Source organism: Brevundimonas sp. (assembly GCF_046299535.1).
Classification (GTDB): Bacteria; Pseudomonadota; Alphaproteobacteria; order Caulobacterales; family Caulobacteraceae; genus Brevundimonas.
The window spans coordinates 161,412-177,742 of the sequence record NZ_JBKBIB010000006.1; the positions used below are offsets into that span (position 1 = coordinate 161,412).

Annotated in this window: 10 protein-coding genes; 1 reads left to right on the forward strand and 9 read right to left on the reverse strand. The window is 69.3% G+C overall.

What is annotated here, in order from left to right; genetic code table 11:
• Window positions 1-556: 556 nt before the first annotated feature.
• The 5 genes from ACK4FB_RS06665 to ACK4FB_RS06685 form a co-directional block, all read right to left on the reverse strand.
• The gene (locus ACK4FB_RS06665; protein ID WP_409749496.1) at window positions 557-1,561 is read right to left on the reverse strand and encodes an alpha/beta fold hydrolase; all 1,005 of its coding nucleotides are present in this window, start codon (window positions 1,559-1,561) and stop codon (window positions 557-559) included.
• 13 nt (window positions 1,562-1,574) lie between these two features.
• Entirely contained in the window at window positions 1,575-2,774 is a 1,200-nt protein-coding gene (locus tag ACK4FB_RS06670) for an AI-2E family transporter (RefSeq protein WP_409749499.1), read from the reverse strand.
• Between the two features lie 74 nt (window positions 2,775-2,848).
• Window positions 2,849-5,020 (reverse strand): 3-hydroxyacyl-CoA dehydrogenase NAD-binding domain-containing protein, encoded by a 2,172-nt coding sequence (locus tag ACK4FB_RS06675; protein WP_409749502.1) that lies wholly within the window; start codon window positions 5,018-5,020, stop codon window positions 2,849-2,851.
• Between the two features lie 18 nt (window positions 5,021-5,038).
• Window positions 5,039-6,244, reverse strand: coding sequence for an acetyl-CoA C-acetyltransferase (locus tag ACK4FB_RS06680; RefSeq protein ID WP_409749505.1), 1,206 nt, complete (start codon window positions 6,242-6,244; stop codon window positions 5,039-5,041).
• A gap of 87 nt (window positions 6,245-6,331) precedes the next feature.
• Window positions 6,332-7,273, reverse strand: a complete 942-nt coding sequence (locus tag ACK4FB_RS06685) for an alpha/beta fold hydrolase (RefSeq protein WP_409749508.1) — start codon at window positions 7,271-7,273, stop codon at window positions 6,332-6,334.
• A 109-nt stretch (window positions 7,274-7,382) separates the two neighbouring features.
• On the opposite strand from ACK4FB_RS06685, the gene ACK4FB_RS06690 reads away from it, so the two are divergent.
• A complete protein-coding gene (locus tag ACK4FB_RS06690; RefSeq protein ID WP_409749511.1) occupies window positions 7,383-8,513 on the forward strand; it encodes a Rieske 2Fe-2S domain-containing protein in 1,131 nt (376 codons plus the stop codon).
• A gap of 130 nt (window positions 8,514-8,643) precedes the next feature.
• Here the strand turns inward: ACK4FB_RS06690 and trpS are convergent, their stop codons facing one another.
• The 4 genes from trpS to mutS all read right to left on the reverse strand — a co-directional run.
• Window positions 8,644-9,681 (reverse strand): tryptophan--tRNA ligase, encoded by a 1,038-nt coding sequence (gene trpS / locus ACK4FB_RS06695; protein ID WP_409749513.1) that lies wholly within the window; start codon window positions 9,679-9,681, stop codon window positions 8,644-8,646.
• A gap of 42 nt (window positions 9,682-9,723) precedes the next feature.
• A complete protein-coding gene (murJ, locus tag ACK4FB_RS06700; RefSeq protein WP_409749516.1) occupies window positions 9,724-11,367 on the reverse strand; it encodes a murein biosynthesis integral membrane protein MurJ in 1,644 nt (547 codons plus the stop codon).
• Window positions 11,368-11,402: 35 nt separating this feature from the next.
• On the reverse strand, window positions 11,403-14,087 hold the full coding sequence (gene glnD, locus ACK4FB_RS06705) for a [protein-PII] uridylyltransferase (RefSeq protein ID WP_409749519.1): 2,685 nt from the start codon (window positions 14,085-14,087) through the stop codon (window positions 11,403-11,405).
• The coding region (gene mutS / locus ACK4FB_RS06710; RefSeq protein WP_409749522.1) for a DNA mismatch repair protein MutS at window positions 14,084-16,331 on the reverse strand (2,248 nt) is incomplete at its 5' end. The genes glnD and mutS, both read right to left, overlap by 4 nt.

A 16,331-nucleotide genomic window follows, 5' to 3' on the forward strand; every position in this document is an offset into this window, starting at 1 on the left:
GGGGTGGAATCCCGGGGTCGGATGGTCTCGCGCTGCACGTCGGCGGCATTCGCTCGTGTTGATCGCGCATTCCGAGGGGCGCCAATCAGGAAAGGATGGCGCTTCACCCCTCCTCCGACCCGCTTCGCGGGCCACCTTCTCCTTCAAGGGGAGAAGGAAAAAGCGGGACGAACTCGGCCGCGGCACCCGCATTTTTTCGAGCCAATGGATTGGCGGACAAGGGGTCGCGAAAATTCTTCGTCCAGTTTTCCGACCGCGTTCCCCCGGCCCGTATGCTTTTCCCATCCCGTCGCACGGGAAGGGCGCTCGGCCGGCGACCTTGCGGCGACGGGCTGTGATCGAGCGGGATATAGCGGCGGGGCGGATTACTCGCCGGGTCCGGGACATGGAGCGCTGTCCATGCCCGCCCGTTCAGGGCCTAAACACCGGCTAGCGCCTAAGACGCGTGCCTACCGGGGGCTCTGGCAGAACGGTCACGCGGGGCGTCAGCCTTCGTCGAAACGGTATTTGTCTATCCTTACACCGGGCGTCGGCCCGGCGCCCCGTTCCCTTCCCGCTAACCCGCACCGACGGGCGCTTCAGCCTGCCCGGCGTTCACGCCCGGGCGGCCGCCCAGGAACTCCAGCAGCGCTGCGTTGACCGCCTCCGGCCGCTCCTGCTGCAGCCAGTGGCCGGCCCCGGGAACCTCGATCATGCCGCGCAGATCGGTGAGCCATTCGACTTGCGCCTTCTCATGCCGCCCGGCGTAGTGGCGCACGGGGTCATGCTCCCCGATCATGAACAGGGCCGGGACGTCTACGGTCCGGCCCTGAAGCCAGCCGGTCAGGGACCAGTTCAGGTCCATGCAGCGATACCAGTCCAGAGGCCCCTTGAACCCGCTCGCGCGGAACGCGCCCACATACTCGGCGAAATGGTCCGCGTTCATCCACGGTGGCCGGACGGCTTCATCGCTGACACCGTCAACCATGGACTGCCCCGGCTTCAGAAAGCCTGTGTGGCGCTGATCAGCCGGGGTGGCGCCGTCATAGGCCCAGAACATCTTCTGCAGCGCCGTTTCGGGATCGGCGTCGAAGGAGAGGTGGGCCTCCTCATCCTGAAAGCGCGTGATGTAGAGATCGTCAGTCCCGGCTCGCGCGGCGATGGCGCGCATGGCGGCGATGGGCGGACCTTTGGCTCTGCGAGGCTGGAACGGCACCGACAGGCCGGCCACAGCGGTGAACAGATCGGGGCGCATCAAGGCGCAGTGCCAGGCCACGGACGCCCCCCAGTCATGGCCGATCGCCACGCACGATCGCTCGCCCAGCGCCCGGACCAGATCGACCATGTCGCCCACCAGATGCAGGATGGTGTGGTCTTCGGTCTTCCCGGGGCGGTCGGTTGCGCCGTAGCCGCGCATGTCCGGGGCCACCACACGATACCCCGCCTCGGCCAGGGCCTCGATCTGCGCGCGCCAGCTGACGGCCAGCTCGGGAAAGCCGTGGATCAGCAGAACCAGCGGCCCCTCGCCCGCCTCCAGCACGGACTGGGTCAGGCCGTCGGTGGCGATCAGGCGGCGGTCCATGGGGCGCTCCTCGTCATTTGGAGGATGCAGCATCCTTCTCGCTGATCGGTTCGTCCAGATAGACCCCCTTGATCAGCACGAAAACCACCACCGCCAGCGGCGTCGCCAGCAGCACGCCCAGCGGCCCGAACAGGGCGGCGAAGATGAGGATGGAGAACAGGGCGATCACCGGCGGCAGGGACACCATGCGCTTCTGCACCAGCGGCATGATCAGATTGCCCTCGATCTGCTGGATCACCAGATACAGCAGCAGGGTCCACAGGATCATCTCCGGCCCCATGGTGGCCGCCAGCAGCAGGGCCGGGATGGTCGCCACGATCGGTCCGATGATGGGCACGAACTCCAGCACCCCGGCGATCATGCCCAGGGCCAGCGGCGAGGGCAGGCCGATGGCCCAGGCCCCCAGGCCCGTGACCACCCCCACCGCGACCATGGCCGCCAGCTGGCCCAGCAGCCAGCGGCGCAGACCTGTGCCCGAGACATCGAACGCCTTGCCCACGGTGTCGGCGGTGCTGGCGCTGCGCTTCTGGAACAGGCGCACGAAGCCCGCCTTGTAGCTCTGCGGATTGAGGGCGAGGAACAGACCCGCGAAGATCACCAGCATCAGCTCGGCGATGACGCTGGCCACCAGCCCGGCGAAGGCGCCCACATTGGCGAAGACGCCGCCGGAAAGAAGACCGCCCTCGGCGGCGGGCGGCGCGGGCGCCACGCCGGGCGAACCCTCCCCGTCTTCAGCGGGGGGCGGGGCCGTCCCGGCCTCGTCCTCCTGGCCGACCTGATCGATCAGGCTGTCGATCCGTTCGACGACCTCGGCGCCGAAAGGCAGGGACGCCAACTGGCCCCGGGCCGCCTGCCACGCATCGGGCAGGCGGTCAGTCAGGTCCGACGTCTGGCTTGAGATTTCACGCCCGAACGCCCAGCCCCCCAGCGCCATCAGAATGAGCAGGGAGACCAGGGCCGCCAGCACCGCCAGCCGGGGCGGAAGGCGGGCGAACCGCTCGAAGGGCTCGGCCACCGTGCGCAGGACGATGGCCACCAGAATGGCCCCGAACACCAGCAGCAGGATGTGGCTGAGCTGCCAGATCAGCAGCGCCGCCACGATGACGGCGGCGATCAGCAGGGTCTGACGCAGCAGACGACCGTCGTCGGCCCGTTGTTCAGCCGTCTCGGCCTTGGTGGTGGTGGTTGCGCGAGAGCGTGGCTGTTTCCCCATGGCCCCCTAACGCATCGGGCGCGCCGGGGTTCTCCCGACGCGCCCGTGCAGCCGATTCGGTCGTCAGGGGACGGTCAGGCCGCCTTCTTGCCCGCGAACTTGCCGTAGAAGGTCTCACCCTTCGCCGCCATGTCGCGCAGCAACTGCGGCGGGGCGAAGCGTTCGCCGTACTTCTCGGCGTATTTGTCCGCCTGTTCCACAAAGGCCTTCAGACCGATCTGGTCGATCATGGTGATCGGGCCGCCGGTCCAGGGCGCGAAGCCCCAGGCCAGGATGGCGCCCACGTCGGCCTCGCGCGGGTCGTCGATGACGCCCTCTTCCCAGCATCGCGCCACCTCCACCGCCTGGCGGTAGAGCAGACGACGCTTCTGGTCCTCGACCAGCTCGGGCGTGGACTCGGCGATCGTCACCGGCGCCAGTTCCGACAGGCCCTTCCACAGCGTCTTGGGCTTGCTGTCATAGTCGTAGAAGCCCTTGCCGTTCTTGCGGCCGTAGCGTCCCAGCTCCTCGACCATCTTCTCGACGATCTCCATGCCGGGCTGCGGCGTGAACTTGTCGCCCAGATCGGCCTTGGTCTGTTTGGTGATCTTGACCGACAGGTCCAGGGCCACGTCGTCGTGCATCTCCAGCGGGCCGCGCGGCATGCCGGTGGCCCGACCGATGTTGTCGATCATGGCCGGCGCATAGCCTTCCTCCAGCATAGCCAGACCTTCGGCCACATAGGTGCCGAAGCAGCGCGAGGTGTAGAAGCCGCGCCCGTCGTTGACGACGATCGGGGTCTTCTTGATCTTCATCACATAGTCGAGGGCCTTGGCGATGGCCGCCTTGCCCGTTTTCTCGCCCAGAATGATCTCCACCAGCATCATCTTGTCGACCGGCGAGAAGAAGTGGATGCCGATGAAGTCCTCGGGACGGACGCTGGCCTCGGCCAGACCCGTGATGGGCAGGGTCGAGGTGTTGGAGCCGAACACGGCGCCGGGGGCCAGCTGGGCCTCGGCCTTCTTCGTCACCTCGGCTTTCAGGTCGCGGCTTTCGAACACGGCCTCGACCACCAGATCCGAGCCCTTGATCAGGTCATAGTCGGTGGTCGGGGTGATCAGGGCCAGAACGGCGTCGGCCTTGTCCTGGGTCATCTGACCGCGCGAGACGCGCTTCTTCAGGATGTCCTCGGCGTAGGACTTGCCCTTGTCGGCGCCTTCCTGGCTGACGTCGATAAGGATGGTCTCGATGCCGGCCATGGCCTGCACATAGGCGATGCCCGCACCCATCATGCCGGCGCCCAGAACGGCCACCTTCTTGGGGTCGGATTTCGGCACGTCGGCCGGACGCAGGGCGCCCTTGTCCAGTTCCTGCTTGGACAGGAACAGCGAGCGGATCATGCCCTGGGCCTGGGGCGTCATCAGGGTCTTGATGAAGTAGCGGGTCTCGACCCGCAGGGCCGCGTCCATGGGCAGCTGAACGCCCTCATAGACCGCCTTCATCATGTTGGTGACGGCCGGATAGTTGCCGTAGGACTGCTTCCTCAGCATGGCGTTGCCCATGATGAAGACCTGCGAACCCGCCGGATGATAGGGGCCGCCGCCGGGCAGCTTGAAGCTCTTCTCGTCCCAAGGCTGGACGGCCTTGCCGCCCCCCTTGATCCAGGCCCTGGCCGCTTCGACTTCCTTGCCGGGCTCGACCACCTCGTGGACGACGCCAGCGGACAGGGCGTCCTTCGGACGCCAGCTCTTGCCCTCGGACATCTGCATCAGGGCGGCCTGCACGCCGATCAGGCGCGGCAGGCGCTGGGTGCCGCCGCCGCCGGGGAACAGGCCCACCTTGATCTCGGGCAGGCCCAGCTGAATCTTCGAATTGTCGCCGACCACGCGGTAGTGGCAGGCGAGGGTGAGCTCGAGGCCGCCGCCCAGGGCCAGGCCGTTGATGGCCGCGGCCACCGGCTTGCCGCAGGTCTCCAGCGCGCGGAGGGCGCCGTTCAGACGCCAGCCGGCGTCATAGGCCGCCTGCAGGTCCGAGCCGCCCAGCATGCCGCCGGCCATGTCGCCAAGGTCGGCGCCGGCGCAGAAGCCCGAGGGCTTGCCGGAGGTCAGGACCACGCCCTTGATGGCGTCGTCGCCCTTCACCTGTTCGACCCACTCGGGGATCTCGTTCATGACGCCCGAGGTCAGGGTGTTCATGGAGCGGCCGGGCACGTCGAAGGTGATGAGCGCAATGCCGTCGCCGTCGATCTCGATCTTGAAGTTTTCCATGGGTGCTTCTCCTTCGGATCAGACGCGTTCGATGACGGTGGCGGTGCCCATGCCGCCGCCGATACACAGGGTGGCCAGGGCGGTGGTCTTGTCCGAGCGCTCTAGCTCGTCCAGCGCGGTACCCAGGATCATGGCCCCGGTGGCGCCCAGGGGGTGGCCCATGGCGATGGCGCCGCCGTTCACGTTGATCTTGTCGTGGGGGATGTTCAGGGCCTGCATGTAGCGCAGGACCACCGCAGCGAAGGCCTCGTTCAGTTCGTAGAGATCGATGTCGCCGGCCTCCATGCCCAGGCGGCCCAGCAGCTTGCGGGTCACGGGCTCGGGGCCCGTCAGCATGATGGAGGGCTCCGAACCGATGGAGGCGGCGCCGCGGATCTTCGCACGAGGCTTGAGGCCCAGAGCCTTGCCCGCCTCGAGGGTGCCGATCAGCACCCCGGCCGAACCGTCGACGATGCCCGAGGAGTTGCCCGGGGTGTGCACGTGATTGACCCGCTCCACCTCTGGGTAGCGCTGGTTGATCACGGCGTCGAAAGCCATCTCGCCCATCATCTGGAACGACGGGTTCAGACCGCCGAGAATCTGCATGTCGGTCTTGGGCCGCACGGTCTCGTCGTGGTCCAGGATGGTCAGGCCAAGCTGGTCCCTGACCGGCACCACGGACTTCTTGAACCGGCCGTCGGCCCAGCTGGCGGCGGCGCGCTTGTGGCTCTCCACCGAATAGGCGTCCACGTCATCGCGGCTGAAGCCATACTTGGACGCGATCATGTCGGCCGAGACGCCCTGGGGCACGAAATAGGTGGCGATGGCGCTGGACGGGTCGATGGGCCAGGCCCCGCCGTCGGAGCCCATGGGCACGCGGCTCATGGCCTCGACGCCGCCGCCCACAGCCATGCGAGCCTCGCCGGAGGCCACCTTGGCGGCGGCCATGTTCACGGCTTCAAGGCCCGAGGCGCAGAAGCGGTTGATCTGGACGCCCGCGGTCAGCTGCGACCAGCCGGCGGTCAGCACGGCGGTGCGGGCGATGTCCGCGCCCTGCTCGCCCACCGGGGCCACGCAGCCCAGAATCACGTCGTCCACCTGCGAGGTGTCCAGGTCGTTGCGGTCGCGCAACGCCTCCAGAACCTGGGATGCGAGGGACAGGGCGGTGATCTCGTGAAGGGATCCGTCCTTCTTGCCCTTGCCGCGCGGGGTGCGCACGGCGTCGAAGATGTAGGCGTCGGCCATGGGTGCGTCTCCTTTGAGGACGCTTCCTTAGCGCGTTTGCCGACGAAATGCTACGTTTACGTCAACGTCAACTTACGACTTTTTGCGTCAGTCGAGGAAGGCGCGCACCCGCTCGGCGAACAGGTCCGGCTGGTCCAGCATGATGAAGTGGGCGGCGTCATCCACCCGGATCAGCTCGGCGCCGGGCAGGGTCTGGAACGACATCTGGTAGATCATGTCGGTGATCTCGGGCGTCATGCGCGGATCGTTGAATTTGACGTACAGCACCTCGGTCGGGGCCGTGATGGCAGGCAGTTCGGGCCGCAGGTCGGTGACGATCAGTTCGCGGAAGGCGGCGGCGGAGACCTGCTGGTCGCTGTCGCGGCTGTGCCGGAGGGGCGCCGCCCGCTCGGATTCGGTCTGGATCATGCCGATGATGGTCTGCTCGGCCTGGGCCAGATATGCCTCGCGCGGAGTGCCGGATTGGGCGGCGTAGACCTGATCGGCCGTGGGGGCGACGCTTTCGGCGGTGGTTCCGGGCGGGCCGAACATGGCGCCCATGAAGGGGACCATGTCCACCACCATCAGGCGGCCCACGGCGTCGGGGTGGCGCGCGGCAAGCATCATGGCGATGGTTCCGCCCATGGAGTGGCCGATCACCGCCGGGCTTTGGAGGCCGTGTTCGGCGATGTAGCGGGCGATCTCCTCGGCCACGGGGGCGGACACCGGGCCTTCGGCGTTGGCGCCGGCCGGGGCGCCCGCGAAGCCGTTCACATGGACCCGATGGAAGCGGTAGCCGCCGCCCAGCCGGTCCACGGTCCCCTGCCAGATCTCGGGCGACGAGCTGAGGCCCGGAATGAGGATCACGTCCTGCCCCTCTCCCTCCACCATCACGTGCAGGCGGTCCGAGGCGAAGGCGGCATGGGCGTGATGGGCCGCGCCATGATCATGATGACCGGCGGACTGCGCCAGCGCGGGCGCGGCGGCCACGGCCATGCCGGCGGCGGCGGCGGCGGCGGCGGCGGCGATCATCAAGGCTTTGCGGATCATGTGGGTCTCCCTTGGAAGCTGCGGGCACATAAACACACCTTACTTTGAAATGTAAAGTGAGTTGTTCAGGGCCTCGCCCAGAACAGCGACACGGTGATAGACAAGCGTCATGACAACCTCCGCCGCACCGCCCGAACAGCCTGAACAGCCTGAACAGCCTGAAGCCCGGGCCCCGACCGCCGCCTTCGGCAAGGGCTTCATCACCGACGCCTGGTATTTCGCGGCCCTGTCGCGGGATGTGAAGGCAGCAGCCCTCAAGCGGTACGACCTGCTGGGCGAGCCAGTGCTGATCGGGCGCACCCGCGCGGGCCAGGTCTACGCCCTGCGGGACATCTGTCCCCACCGGGCCGCGCCCCTGTCGGCCGGACGGCTGGTCCAGCATGACGGCGAGGGCGAGACGGTGGAGTGCCCCTATCACGGCTGGCGCTTCCGGACAGACGGCGTGTGCGCCGCGATCCCGTCGCTGGTGAAGGAGCAGGCCTTCGAGACGGACCGGATCAGGGTGCGGTCCTATCCCGTGGTGGAAAGCCAGGGCCTGGTGTTCGTTTGGATGGCCTCCGATCCCCGCAGTCCGTCCCAGCCGGACCATGACCCACCCGTATTTCCCGGGGTGGTGGGCGGAGACGCCAAGCTGGTCGAAAGCATGGACTTCGACAGCCATGTGGACCATGCCGTGGTCGGTCTGATGGACCCGGCACACGGCCCCTATGTGCACCAGCAGTGGTGGTGGCGCAGCGCCCACAGCCAGCACGAGAAGGCCAAGGCCTTCGAGCCGCGCGAGCACGGCTTCGCCATGGTGCGCCACGCGCCCTCGTCCAACTCCTACGCCTACCGCATTCTGGGCGGAGCGCCCGCCACCGAGATCACCTTCCGCCTGCCCGGCTATCGCTGGGAGCATATCCAGGTGGGTGAGAAGCAGGTGCTGGCCCTGACCTGCCTGACGCCCCTGACGGAGACGATGACCCGCATCACCCAGATCTTCTGGTCCGACCACTGGGTGTTCGACCTGATCCGCCCTTTCCTGAAGCTGGGCGCCCGCGCCTTCCTGAAGCAGGACGGCGACATGGTGAACCTGCAGAACGAGGGCCTGCGCTACGACCCGGCCCTCATCTGGGTCGACGACGCAGACAGGCAGGCCAAGTGGTATCAGCAGCTGAAGCGGGAATGGCTGAAGAGCCGCGCCGAAGAGCGCGCCTTCGCCAATCCCGTCAAGGCCGCGACCCTGCGCTGGACCAGCTAGGCGACCGTTGGTTCGGACCCCGCGCTGAAAAAACAGTGTCCGAATTGTCCGAATTGTCCGAAATCGCCCCTCCCCGTCTCGTCCCATGAGGCGGCATTATAAGGCCGTGGGAAGTAGCGGGATTAAATAATCAGGCGCGCCAGAAGCCGACGATGCGCTTGACCTCGTCCACCACCGGATCGGCGATTTCGGCGGCGCGTTCGGCGCCGGACTTCAGCACGCGGTCGATCTCGGCCGGGTCATCCATCAGACGGCGCATCTCGGCGGTGACAGGCGCCAGCGACGACACCGCCAGCTCGGCCAGCTTCGGCTTGAAGGCGCCGAAGCCCTGGCCGGCGAACTCGGCGGTGACCTGTTCGCGGGTCTGGTCCGACAGGGCGGCGTAGATGGCGATGAGGTTCTTCACCTCGGGCCGGTCGTCCAGCGCCTCGTCCGGCTCCGGCATGACGCCCATGTCGGTCTTCGACTTCCTGATCTTGGCGGCGATGGCGTCCGCGTCATCGGTCAGGTTGATGCGGCTCTGGTCGGAGGGATCGGACTTGGACATCTTGGCCGCGCCGTCGCGCAGGGACATGACCCGGGTGGCCGGCCCCTGAATCAGCGGGTCCGGCAGGGGGAAGAAGCCGGGGACGCCGAAGTCGTTGTTGAACTTGGCGGCGATGTCGCGGGTCAGCTCAAGATGCTGCTTCTGGTCCTCGCCCACCGGCACTTCGGTCGCCTTGTAGAGCAGGATGTCGGCGGCCTGGAGCACCGGATAGGTGTACAGGCCCACCGACGAGCGCTCCTTGTGCTTGCCGGACTTCTCCTTGAACTGGGTCATGCGGTCCAGCCAGCCGAGGCGGGCGACGCAGTTGAAGACCCAGGCCAGATCCGCATGGGCGCGCACCGCCGACTGCGGGAAGATCACCGACTTCGCCGGGTCGAGACCCGAGGCGAGGTAGGCGGCGGCGATCTCGCGGGTCTGGGCCGCCAGCTTTTCGGGCTCCTGCCACACGGTGATGGCGTGCATGTCGGCCACGAACAGGAAACAGGGCGCGCCGGAATCCTGAAGCGCGGTGAAGCGTTTCAGGGCACCCAGATAGTTGCCCAGGTGCAGGGCGCCGGAGGCCTGGATGCCGGACAGGATGCGGCGCGGGCCGGAATAGGCGATGGGTTCAGCGTCGGACATGGCGTGGCAATGCCCCAGCGCCGCCCGCAGGGCAAGCCGGGATCAGGCCTTGCGCTCGCGCCGGATCAGACCCTTCACCTCGCCGATGGTCACCGCCCGGGTGACGAACAGCAGGATCAGATAGACCAGACCGCCCACGCCGGTGACGCCGATCAGGGCGATCTCCTTGCCGCCCCGGCCCAGCAGGCCGTCGATGGGCACCTCGATCATGGCGCGGGACGAAGCGGCGACCACCAGCATGGCCCCCATGACCAGGCTGGCGACCAGAATGCGGGCCATGCGCCGGATGGCGGTGGCGGCCGGGCGGTAATGATCCCGGCGCCACAGGGTCAGGGCCAGCAGGCCCGCATTGACCCACGCCGCCGCGCTGGTGGCCGCCGCGATGCCCTGAACGCCGGCCCCCATCAGGAACAGGGACAGGGCCAGCACCGCGTTCACCGCCACGGCCACAAGGGCGTATTTCATGGGACTTTTCGTGTCCTGACGGGCGAAGAAGGCCGGCGCCAGGATGCGGATCAGGATGAAGGCGGGCACGCCCCAGCCGAACTGGAACAGGATCTGCGCGGTGTTGAGGGCGTCCACCTCAAGGAACGCCCCGCGGGTGAACAGGCCGTCGATGAGGAAATACGGCATGGCCAGAATGGCCGTGGCGGCCGGAAGGGTCAGGGCCATGGCCAGGACCAGCGCCTCATCCATGGAGGCCTGCTGCTGGGCGCGGTCCTCGGCGGCGATGGCCGAGGACAGCTTGGGCAGCAGGGCGATGCCGATGGCCACGCCGACGAGGCCGAGCGGCAGCTGGTAAAGCCGGTCCGCCGTGGCCAGCCAGCTGCGCCCGCCCTCCACGAAGGAGGCCAGATTGCCGGACAGGAAGACGTTGATCTGGGTGGCGGAGTTGCCGATCACGGCCGGCACGGCGGTGATGATGATGGCCTTCACCTCCGGCGACAGGCGCGGCATGCGGAAGCGGATGTTGGCCCCGACCTTGCGCACCGCCCAGAAGCACAGCCCCGCCTGGGCCACGCCCGAGATCAGCACCCCCCAGGACACCGCGTAGGCCGCCGCTTCCGGCCCCCCGCGCGAGGTCAGCACGGCGATCAGCATGATGACGTTCATCAGGATCGGATAGGCGCCCGAGACGATGAACCGCCCCCGGGCGTTCAGCACCCCCGACAGCAGGGCGGCGATGGCCATACAGGGCAGATAGGGCATGGTGATCTGGGTCAGGATCACCGCCAGATTGTAGCGGACCGGGTCATCCAGAAAGCCGATGTTGATGACCGCCATCAGCCACGGCATGGCCAGCTGGGCCGCCAGGGTCAGGATCAGGGTGGAGACGGCGATCATGGCGATGGCGTCGGTGGCCACCTTGTCAGCGGCCGCCTCGCCGTCCAGGCGCAGCTTTTTGGCATAGGCCGGGACGAAGGCGGCCGCGAAGGCGCCCTCGGCGAAGATGCGGCGGAACAGGTTCGGAAAGCTCAGGGCCGTGTTGTAGGCGTCCGCCGCCGGACCCACCGAGGCGCCCAGCACCGCGTTGATGGCGATGTCACGGGCGAAGCCGACAAAGCGGCTGATCAGGGTCAGGCCGCTGAAGATGGCCGAGGAGCGCATCACGCCGCCGGACTTGGGGGGCTCCGGCGCAAGCGGATTGGTCGAGGCCGAGGCCCGGATTTCGGGATCGATGGTCATTCAGCGAAACATCCGGGATGGCGCGTTGATGGCCCTTAGCGCGCTTCGGCGCGGCGGGGAACGGCGGCCTTGCGGCCCAGTTCGGAGACGTCGCGGGCGCTGGCGCGGGCGCGGATCAGCGGGCGCCCCCGCGGACCGGGCGGCGGGGCCTGATCCATCACCGCCTCCAGCGCCGAACGAATGATGGACAACCGCTTTTCGCCAGTAATTTTCTGGCCCTTGTCTGTGGTGACATAGAAGGAATCCGCCGCCCGCTCGCCGAAGGTGACCACATGGGCCGAGCGGATCGACAGGCCAAGATCGGCCAGGGCGCGGGACAGCTGGGCCAGAAGGCGCGGCCGGTTGGCGCCGGACACCTCGATCACCGTGGCGGTCTCGGACGCCGCATTGTCGATCATCACCACCGGGCGCACGTCGAAGGCGGCGCGGCGGGGGCTGGCAGGGGCGGCCGGGTCGGCGGGGGCGACGGCGCCGCCGCGCCCCACCCGCTCCAGCGCCGCCAGCAGTCGGCGCAGACGGCGCGGCTCGGCCAGACCGTAGGGCTCGCCCGCCCCGTCCTGGAGCTGGAAGATGTCCAGCGCCATGCCGTCGGCGGCGGTGGTGACCCGTGCGCCGACGATGTCGGCCCCCAGATCGGCCATGACCCCGGCGATCAGGGCGAACAGGCCGGGGCGGTCGGTGGCGGCGATGGCCACCTCGGCGGCCTGATTGTCGGAGGGACCCGCCATGGCGGCGGCGCCGTCGCGGCGGGCGCGCTCGACCAGGGCGTCATAGGCGGCCATGGGGCGGCTGAGGGGATCGTCCATCCCGGCCGCGTCGCCCCGGAACTGGCGCTCGGTGTGGCGGTACAGGTCGCGCATCAGCTGGCCCTTCCAGCCGTTCCAGACACCCGGGCCGACGGCGCGGATATCGGCCACGGTCAGCACCAGCAGCATGCGCAGGCGCTCCAGATCGCCGACGATCTCGGCGAAGGCGCGCACGGTGGCCGGATCAGACACGTCGCGCTTCTGGGCGTAGTCGGACAGGGTAAGATGCTGGCGCACCAGCCAGGCTGTCAGCTCGGCCCGCCGGGGGTCCAGACCCAGCCGTTCGCAGGCCCGGCGCGCGGCGATGGCGCCGTCCTCAAGCTGGCCGCGGTCGCCGCCCTTGCCCACGTCATGCAGCAGCATGGCCAGCATCAGCACCGCGTGATCCCGGATCAGGGGCATGAGGGAGGAGGCCAGCGGATGGTCGTCCTTCAGCTTGCCGCGGGCGATGTCGTTGATGACGCCGATGGCCTGCAGGGTGTGCTCGTCCACCGTATAGGCGTGATACATGTTGAACTGGGTCTGGCCGACGATGCGGCCCCATTCCGGCAGGAACCGGCCCAGAAGCCCCGTCTCGTTCATCAGGGTCAGCACCCGGTACGGCCGGTCGCCGTCCGCCAGAATGTCCAGGAACGCCGCCGAGGCCGCCGGATCGCGGCGCAGCTTCGGCGTCACCTGATTCAGCGAGCGGGTGACGGCGGAGAAGGCGTCCGGGTGCAGGTCCAGATCGTGACGGTCCGCCAGCTGGAACAGGGTCAGCAGGCGCAAGGGCTCGGCCTCGAACACACCCGGGCCCGTGATCGACAGGCGGCCGTGGTCCTCCACGAAGCCGGGCTCGCCCAGCTGGCGGCGGCGGCGGGGGATCAGGCGGGTGAGGCTGAGGGCGTGCTTCTGGCCCCGCTCCTCCAGCTTGGCGGAGAGGGCGCGGGTCAGGCCGCCCACGTCGCGGGCCACCAGGAAATAGCGGCGCATGAAGCGCTCCACGGCCGGTTCGTCGCCCCGCCCCTGCCAGCCCATGCGCCGGGCCACCTCGGGCTGCAGGTCGAAGGTGAGCTTCTCCTCGGCCCGCCCGGCGGTGCGGTGCAGGTGATGGCGCACCCGCCACAGGAAGTCGAAGGCCTCCTCGAAGGTGCGGCGCTCGCGGCCGGTCAGCAGGCCCTCCAGCGCCTCGGCGCCCAGCAGGCTGTCGGGGGTCAGGCGGCGGGCGATCCAGAACAGGGCGTTGAGGTCGCGCAGGCCCCCCTTGCCGTCCTTGATGTTGGGCTCGACCCGGTAGCGCACGGCGCCGGCGCGGGAGTGGCGCTGGTCCCGCTCCTTCAGCTTGGCGGCGATGAAGGCGCGAGGGTCGGTCCTGGTCATCTCGCGGCGGAACACCTTGAGGAAGGCGTCGGCCATGACCTCGTCGCCGGCCAGGAAGCGCGCCTCCAGCAGGGAGGTCTGGATGACCATGTCGTCGCGGGCCAGGGTCAGGGCCTCGTTCATGGTGCGCGAGGCGACGCCCACCTTGGCCCCCAGATCCCACAGCACATAGAGCATGAAGCCGGTGACGCGCTCGATGCGCTCGCCGGCCCGGGCCGGGCGCAGGAACAGCAGGTCCAGGTCCGAGTACGGCGCCAGCACCCCGCGCCCGTAGCCGCCGGTGGCCAGCAGGGCCAGCTTGCCGTCCTCGTCGACGCTGTCGGACGGGTGCAGGACCTGGGTGGTGAAGCGCCACAGGGCCTGCAGCATCTCGTCGGCGGCCCCGGAGAACAGGCGCGCCACCTCGACCCCGCCCAGGCCTGACGCCAGTTTCGAGGCCGCCTTCTCGCGGCCCGCGCTCCAGTGCTCGGACAGGGCGGCGGCCACCTCGGCGCGGACGTCGGCCGCGTCCTTGAGGGCGGCGAGACGGTCATCCAGGGCGGAGGGCCGGGTCACGGGCGGGCCAGGCCTTTCAACCGGTACAGCGCCTCCAGCGCCTCGCGCGGGCTGAGCTCGTCGGGATTGATGGAGGCCAGGGCCTCGTCCGTGGGGGACGGACCGAACACGGGCTCCGGCTCGTGCACCGCGAACAGGGGCAGGTCGTCCAGCCGGACGCTGGAGGCCTTGTCCGCCTCAAGCCGATCCAGCACCTCGCGGGCGCGGCCCACCACCGAGGGGGGCACCCCCGCCAGCTTGGCCACCTGCACGCCGTAGGAGCGGTCCGCCGCGCCGGGCGTCGCCTCGTGCAGGAAGACCAGCTCGCCGTTCCACTCGCGTGCCTTCATGGACAGGTTGCAGACGTGGGCCAGCCGCTCCTCCAGCCGGGCCAGCTCATGATAGTGGGTGGCGAACAGGGTGCGGGCGCGGTTGGTCTCGTGCAGGGCCTCGGCCACGGCCCAGGCGATGGCCAGACCGTCATAGGTGGCGGTGCCCCGGCCGATCTCGTCCAGCACCACGAAGCTGCGGTCGGTGGCCTGGGTCAGGATGGCGGCGGTCTCGACCATCTCCATCATGAAGGTGGAGCGGCCCCGCGCCAGATCGTCGCCGGCGCCGACGCGGCTGAACAGCCGGTCCACCACGCCCAGCCGCATGGATCTGGCGGGCACGAAGGCGCCGGCCTGGGCCAGCACCACCAGCAGGGCGTTCTGGCGCAGGAAAGTGGACTTGCCCGCCATGTTGGGGCCGGTGACGATGGACAGGCGCGCGCAGTCGGCGCCCGAGCCGTCCAGCGCGCAGTTGTTGGGCGTATAGGGATCGCCGGCGCGGGTGACCGCGGCCTCGACCACCGGGTGGCGGCCGCCCGAGACCTGAAAGATCAGCGAGGCGTCCACATCGGGGCGCACGGCGTTGGTCTCGACGGCCCATTCCGCGAGAGCGGCGGCGGCGTCCAGTTCGGCCAGGGCGTCGGCCACGGCCTGAAGCGGGGGCGCCAGATCGGCCACGGCGCGGCGCCAGCCCTCGAAGATCTCGCCCTCCATGGCCAGGGCGCGGGCGCCGGCCTGGCTGATCTTCGCGTCCAGCTCCGACAGCTCCACGGTGGTGAAGCGGACCTGATTGGCCAGGGTCTGGCGATGGATGAAGGGGCTGCCCGACTGCGGGCGCAGCAGGGGTTCGGCGTTCTTCGCGCTGGTCTCGAGGAAATAGCCGAGCACCGCGTTGTGCTTGACCTTGAAGGCCACGCCGGACTCCGTCTGGGCGCGCTGCTCCAGATCCACGATCACCTTGCGGCTGTCGTCGCGCAGGGTGCGCACGGCCTCCAGCTCCGGCCGCCAGCCGGGGCGCACCAGACCGCCGTCGCGGGCCAGATGGGGCGGTTCGTCCACCAGCCCCTCCTGCAGATCGATCAGCAGGGCGCCCGTGTCGGGCGTGGGAGACAGGTCCGACAGCCGGTCCTCGATCTCGGCGGGCGGGCCGGTAAGAGGGTCCGGGGATCGGGCGAACAGGGCGGAGACGGCCTCGGCGGTCTTCAGACCCGAGCGGACAGCGGCCAGATCGCGCGGGCCGCCCCGCCCCAGCGCCAGCCGGGTCACGGCCCGCGCCACGTCGGCCGAGCCGGACAGGACCTCGCGCAGGTCGCGGCGCAGGTCGCGGCGCTCCAGCAACCATTGCACGGCGTCCAGTCGATGATTGATGGCGGCGGGATCGCGCAGGGGCCGGGTGATGCGCTCGGCCAGGGACCGGCCGCCCGCCGAGGTGATGGTGCGGTCCACGCAGGCCAGCAGGCTGCCCTCTCGGGCGCCGGACTGGGCGCGGTCGATCTCGAGACTGGTGCGGGTGGCCGGATCGATGGCCAGCCAGCCGGCCTGGGCCGCACGGCGCGGGGCCTTCAGCACCGGCAGGCGGCCCGCCTGGGTGGTCTCCAGATAGGCGGCGGCGAGGCCCAGGGCGGACACCTCGGCCTCCTCGAAGGCGCCGAAACCGTCGAGGGTGGCGACGCCGTACAGGCGCTGCACCCGATCCCGCGCCGCGGCGGGCTCGGCCAGCCCCTGCGCCAGCGCCTGCACCACCCCGCCGGAGCCGTCCAGGGCGGCGCGGATGTCGTCGTCGGAGAACAGCCGGTCAGGCACCAGCACCTCGGACGGGCGGAAGGCGGCCAGATTGGCGGCCAGATCGCCGGGATCGCTGACGATGGTCTCCACCTGCCCGGTGGACAGCTCCACCACCGCCACCGCGGCGCGGCCGCGCCGGACGGACACCGCC

What these genes read in the sequence shown, in the direction of transcription:
- ACK4FB_RS06665 (WP_409749496.1), bottom strand. Translation starts at nt 1,561, where the DNA reads ATGGACCGCCGCCTGATCGCCACCGACGGCCTGACCCAGTCCGTGCTG.
- ACK4FB_RS06670 (WP_409749499.1), bottom strand. Translation starts at nt 2,774, where the DNA reads ATGGGGAAACAGCCACGCTCTCGCGCAACCACCACCACCAAGGCCGAG.
- ACK4FB_RS06675 (WP_409749502.1), bottom strand. Translation starts at nt 5,020, where the DNA reads ATGGAAAACTTCAAGATCGAGATCGACGGCGACGGCATTGCGCTCATC.
- ACK4FB_RS06680 (WP_409749505.1), bottom strand. Translation starts at nt 6,244, where the DNA reads ATGGCCGACGCCTACATCTTCGACGCCGTGCGCACCCCGCGCGGCAAG.
- ACK4FB_RS06685 (WP_409749508.1), bottom strand. Translation starts at nt 7,273, where the DNA reads ATGATCCGCAAAGCCTTGATGATCGCCGCCGCCGCCGCCGCCGCCGCC.
- ACK4FB_RS06690 (WP_409749511.1), top strand. Translation starts at nt 7,383, where the DNA reads ATGACAACCTCCGCCGCACCGCCCGAACAGCCTGAACAGCCTGAACAG.
- trpS (WP_409749513.1), bottom strand. Translation starts at nt 9,681, where the DNA reads ATGTCCGACGCTGAACCCATCGCCTATTCCGGCCCGCGCCGCATCCTG.
- murJ (WP_409749516.1), bottom strand. Translation starts at nt 11,367, where the DNA reads ATGACCATCGATCCCGAAATCCGGGCCTCGGCCTCGACCAATCCGCTT.